Annotated in this window: 3 protein-coding genes; all 3 read left to right on the top strand. The window is 55.5% G+C overall.

All coding sequences use genetic code 11. The features are described from left to right. The first annotated feature begins 297 nt into the window (after nucleotides 1-297). On the top strand, nucleotides 298-3,696 hold the full coding sequence (gene mobF, locus HMPREF1261_RS12070; RefSeq protein WP_304412997.1) for a MobF family relaxase: 3,399 nt from the start codon (nucleotides 298-300) through the stop codon (nucleotides 3,694-3,696). Nucleotides 3,697-3,886: 190 nt separating this feature from the next. Further along, a complete protein-coding gene (locus HMPREF1261_RS12065) occupies nucleotides 3,887-4,108 on the top strand; it encodes a hypothetical protein (protein ID WP_034658549.1) in 222 nt (73 codons plus the stop codon). 130 nt (nucleotides 4,109-4,238) lie between these two features. Beyond that, nucleotides 4,239-4,480 (top strand): ParA family protein (locus HMPREF1261_RS12060; RefSeq protein ID WP_023031155.1); only part of this gene is annotated, 242 nt, incomplete at its 3' end.

The raw sequence follows: 4,480 nt of genomic DNA, 5'->3' as shown, positions 1-4,480 counted from the left end.
CCCCCCCCCCCCGAGTGCTCTACTTGCCCCGCTGGCAAGAACACTGCCTGTCCTTGCCCAGAGGATGGGCGGCGTTCGCATTCTCAACCGAGCGTCCTCCGCTCGTGGTTTGGTGCTGCCCCGGAAGTCGCGTGCGCGACTTCCGGGGCCCGTGTGATTGTCACATCCTGACGCTCGCAGTTACCGCTAGCGATTGCCTGACACGACCAGCGCCGTCGAAATGACTGCTCCTCTCCTCGCTCAACTAGAGCGCAAGCGATTTAGTTCATGGTACATTTGCACTAGAAGTGCTTAGGGGTGTTCAGATGCTCACCGTGCTGGTTAGAGGAGGTGGCGTGCGTGCTGACTATCGCGAAGATGGGCGCGCATTCTGTGGCCTATTATCAGTCCACGGTTGATGAGAATCGAGGGCCGGATTCGTACTATTCCGAGGACGGAAAGCAGCCAGCTTCGGTGTGGCTTCGGGGTGAAAAAGTGGCCGAGGTTTCGGCGTTTTTGGGTGCCGAAAACGGCGCTGTTGTGTCGGGAAAAACAGTTGAGGATTGGTTCAATAAGGCGGTTGCCCCGAGTGGTGTAAAGCTTGGAAAAGTTCTCGGGGATAAAGGGGTTCCGGGGTTCGATCTGACGTTTTGTGCGCCGAAATCTGTTTCATTGTTGTGGGGTATGGGTGCTGATTCTTCGGTTCGTAGCATCGTTGATGAAGCCCACCAGGCGGCAGTAAGTCAGGCATTGGATTACTTATCAGAGCATGCCGGCTATACGCGAAAGCAAGACCCTGCTGCGTCAAAGAAGCGTCTGATCATTGAAAAATTGGCGGGTATTTCTGGCGTGAAATATGAACACCGAACTTCACGTGCGGGTGATCCTCACGTCCATTCCCACGTGTTGTTGGCGAATAAGCAGTTGTGCCAGGACGGCAAGGCTCGCACTCTGGATGGGGTTAGTTTGTATCACGAAGCGCGCGCGGCGGGCATGGTTTATCAGGCCACGGTGCGCGAAATTCTGAGTCGAAAACTTGGTGTGGAGTTCGGTGATGTGGTCAATGGGTGCGCGGAAATCGTCGGTCTTGATGACCCAGAATTGCTTGAGTCGTATTCGACTAGGGCGCGTGAGATTGACCAGTGGCAGGCCGATAATGGGCTGGAGACGCGGGCGGCGTATGAGCGCATCGCGCAGAAAATCACCCGCCGCACTAAGGATACCGAGACTCCACTAGACGAGTTAGAAACCGAGTGGGCTAGTGCCGAACATGGCGCAACGGTGCGTGCGTTTGTGGACGGACTGGAGCCAAGAGGTAAAGAGGACTCGCGTGAATTGGGGGAGGATTTCTTGCCGAAACCTGCCCAGATTTTGGCCGAGGTTATCGCAGAACGCTCCACGTTTACTCGTGCCGATGTAGCTGAAAAAGCAGCGGAACTTATCCGCCCTGGCGCAGTTTCTCCGCAGGATATGACTGCCACTGTGGAGCGGCTTGTCGATGCTGCGTTGGGTGAAAAAGGAACGTGGTCGGTGACTCCGGAGAAATCCCGCGAGCTGGATAATACCCAGCGCGAAGGCTCGCAGAAGTACACCACTGTCGAGGTTGTCGACGAGGTTGAACGGGCTGTTGATATGGCTACCGCACGGGTTGAGCGCGGGGTTACTGCTGAGTCGATTCAGCCGGTTGAAGGTGAACTATCACTTGCCCAGGCGGACGCTATGCGCGCGGTTGTCAGCTCTGATTATCTGGCTTCTGTGGTAGTCGCGCCTGCCGGTGCCGGTAAGACGTCTTCACTTAAAGCAGCGCACAAGGCATGGAATCAGGCCGGTAAACACGTCGTGGGTCTAGCGCCGACTGGCAAGGCTGCTGATGTGATGGTGGGCGAGAATGTGGCTGATGAATCCATGACGATTGCCCGCGCATATGTTGGCACAGGCGAGCTGACACCGGAGCAAACAGCGGCGAAGTTGGGGTGGGGACAGGACACCGTCCTAGTCGTAGATGAAGCCGGCATGGTGTCTAACCCGGATACGATTCGCGTGCTGGAGACGGCTAGTGCCGCAGGTTCGCGTGTGGTTTTTGTCGGTGATCCAGAGCAGTATTCGGCGGTTAAGGCACGCTCTGGTCTGCTGGCTACCTTGTCTCATGAGCTTCCTGATGCGGTCGAACTAACCGAGGTGTTTCGCCAGTGTGATGCCGGTGAGCGTGAAGCATCGAAGTGGTTGCGCGGTGGCGAAGAAGCAGACGTTTCCCGTGCCGCCGAGTGGTATATGCGCCATGAGCGCCTGCATGCTGGTTCGGTAACGGCCATGATGGACGATGCTTTGGCTGGGTGGCGCGAGGATACTGCCGCAGGCAAGCAGTCATTGCTGGTTGCTTCCACTCGCGATCAGGTCACCGCGCTTAATGCTGCGGCACAGAAGATTCGCGCCGAGCGCGGCGAGATTAACGCTGAGAACCGATTGTGCTTGTCTGATGGTCTGGAAGCTGGCGTTGGTGATGTAGTCCTGACTCGTCGTAATGACTCGAAGCTGATTACTAGCAGCGGGGATATGGTGCGCAATGGTCAACGCTGGGTTGTTGATTCCATCGGTTATGACGGCTCGATTACCGCCCGTCGATGTGACGATACTTCTGCCACAGTGACGTTAAATAGCGATTACCTGGAAAAACATGTCCAACTCGGTTATGCCGCTACCGGGCATAGTTCCCAAGGTGTGACCGTAGATGTAGCTCGCGTTGTCGCTGGTGTCGGCAACCTGGATAAAGCTAGCGTTTACGTGCCTATGACCCGTGGACGTGAAGGTAACTTCCTCTACATCGCAGAGACTCAACCGGGAGATACCGAGACCGGGCACGGCCAGATACACCAGGTTTCTCGGCGCGAGTCTGCCGAGTACGCCCGCGACCTCTTGGTGTCTGCAGGCGTGCGCGCCCAAGGTGACCGCACACCTCAAGCACTATTTGGACAGGCCAAGCAGGACTGGGAACTGGCCAAACTGGTCAATCACCCTACCCATATAGATACTGATAGTCCTTTTGCTGGCACCGAGATGGGTGCCTACATGCAGGCGTTTGCCGCTAAGCGCGAAGCCCGCTTCGTCGACTTCCATGCTCGCGCTCAAGCCGACAGTACCGATGAGGTGGCACAGCCAGAGCTCGCATCCCCTTGCGAGCAGACGGAACAGGACTTTGGCGATGCCCTGGGGAACCTCGATACCGAGATAGACCGAGTCAGCGCCCAGCTAGAAACGCTGCGCGGTGAGTACGACCAAGCCAACCAGGCGGTTGAGCAGCTCGGGAAGCAATGCGAACAGCAAGAGCAGGTGGTTCGTGAGTCCGCAGAAGAAAAGAACACGAGGGGCTTTTTCGGCAGACTACGCCACGGCAAGGAGGATCAAGCAATCCTCGATGAAGCAATCCGACTGCGCGATAAAGTCGCGCAGCACTACGACCAAGCTGTGGACTATCGCGAGAGCTTTACTACCCCGATTCGCCAGTTGGAGACCGAACTCGACACACTGTCTACCCAACGTCGCGATATGCAAGGCCTGAAGAAGTCTATGGACTTCCTCGACTCGCTCGGCATGAGTGCTACCGCAGATGACGAGATGGCATCCCGCATCTACCAGCAAGCTGCTGCAGATAACGACTACGGCAATGACCAAGACAACTGGCTAGACAACACCCCCAGCGACGACGGTCCAGAGCTTTAGTAAAAGTCCGTCCCCTCCTCGTCGACTCCGAGCCTATGGTAAACAATGTTTACATAGTGGAGAGTTACCGCTGTGGAAAATATCTACACCGCCGCGAAGCAAACTGTAAACATTGTTTACGCAATAAGTGAAAGGACTCCCGGCCATGGTTCAAGGCCCCCACAAGTCAGGACGAGTGGTATCTGTACGGATGCCAGAAGACATCATCGAGCGCTTAGATACTTTGTGTGCCCGTACTGGTCGTAGTCGCGGCTTCTACCTCAAGATGGCAGTTACTGCGATGCTGCCCCAGTTAGAGGAATATCACTGGGAACACGTCGCAGCGGACTTCGAAGATAAGAGCATTGAAAACGAGTTTTACCGCATCATGCTCGCCGGTCTGTCTGTAGAGCATGACAATAAAGAGAACTAAAATGCTCATCTACCAGCACGTTTATAGTTTACGGTAAGCTGTATGTACGTATGCCTGTAGACCTGTAAAGCAGTATTTCCTGAAATCTGTAAACTAGTAGACGCAATGACGCATCCACTTAGGAGAAGCCATGATCATTACCGCCATTAACGCCAAAGGTGGCGTTGGCAAGACCACTACAACGATGTTTCTCGCTACGGTTTTCGCCCACCGAGAAAAGACCGTGACTGTCACAGATTTAGACCGACAGGGCTCAGCTCTGGAATGGTCGGAACGCGCGGAAGACGGAGGCGATCCTTTACCGTTTGAGGTCGAGTTGTCCATTCCCAAGCGCGTCGATAGGCAAGCGGCACTCGTCGGAGACGATGAGTT

This window comes from Corynebacterium sp. KPL1818, assembly GCF_000478135.1.
Taxonomy (GTDB): domain Bacteria; phylum Actinomycetota; class Actinomycetes; order Mycobacteriales; family Mycobacteriaceae; genus Corynebacterium; species Corynebacterium accolens.
This window is presented reverse-complemented; position numbering and strand designations above follow the sequence as displayed.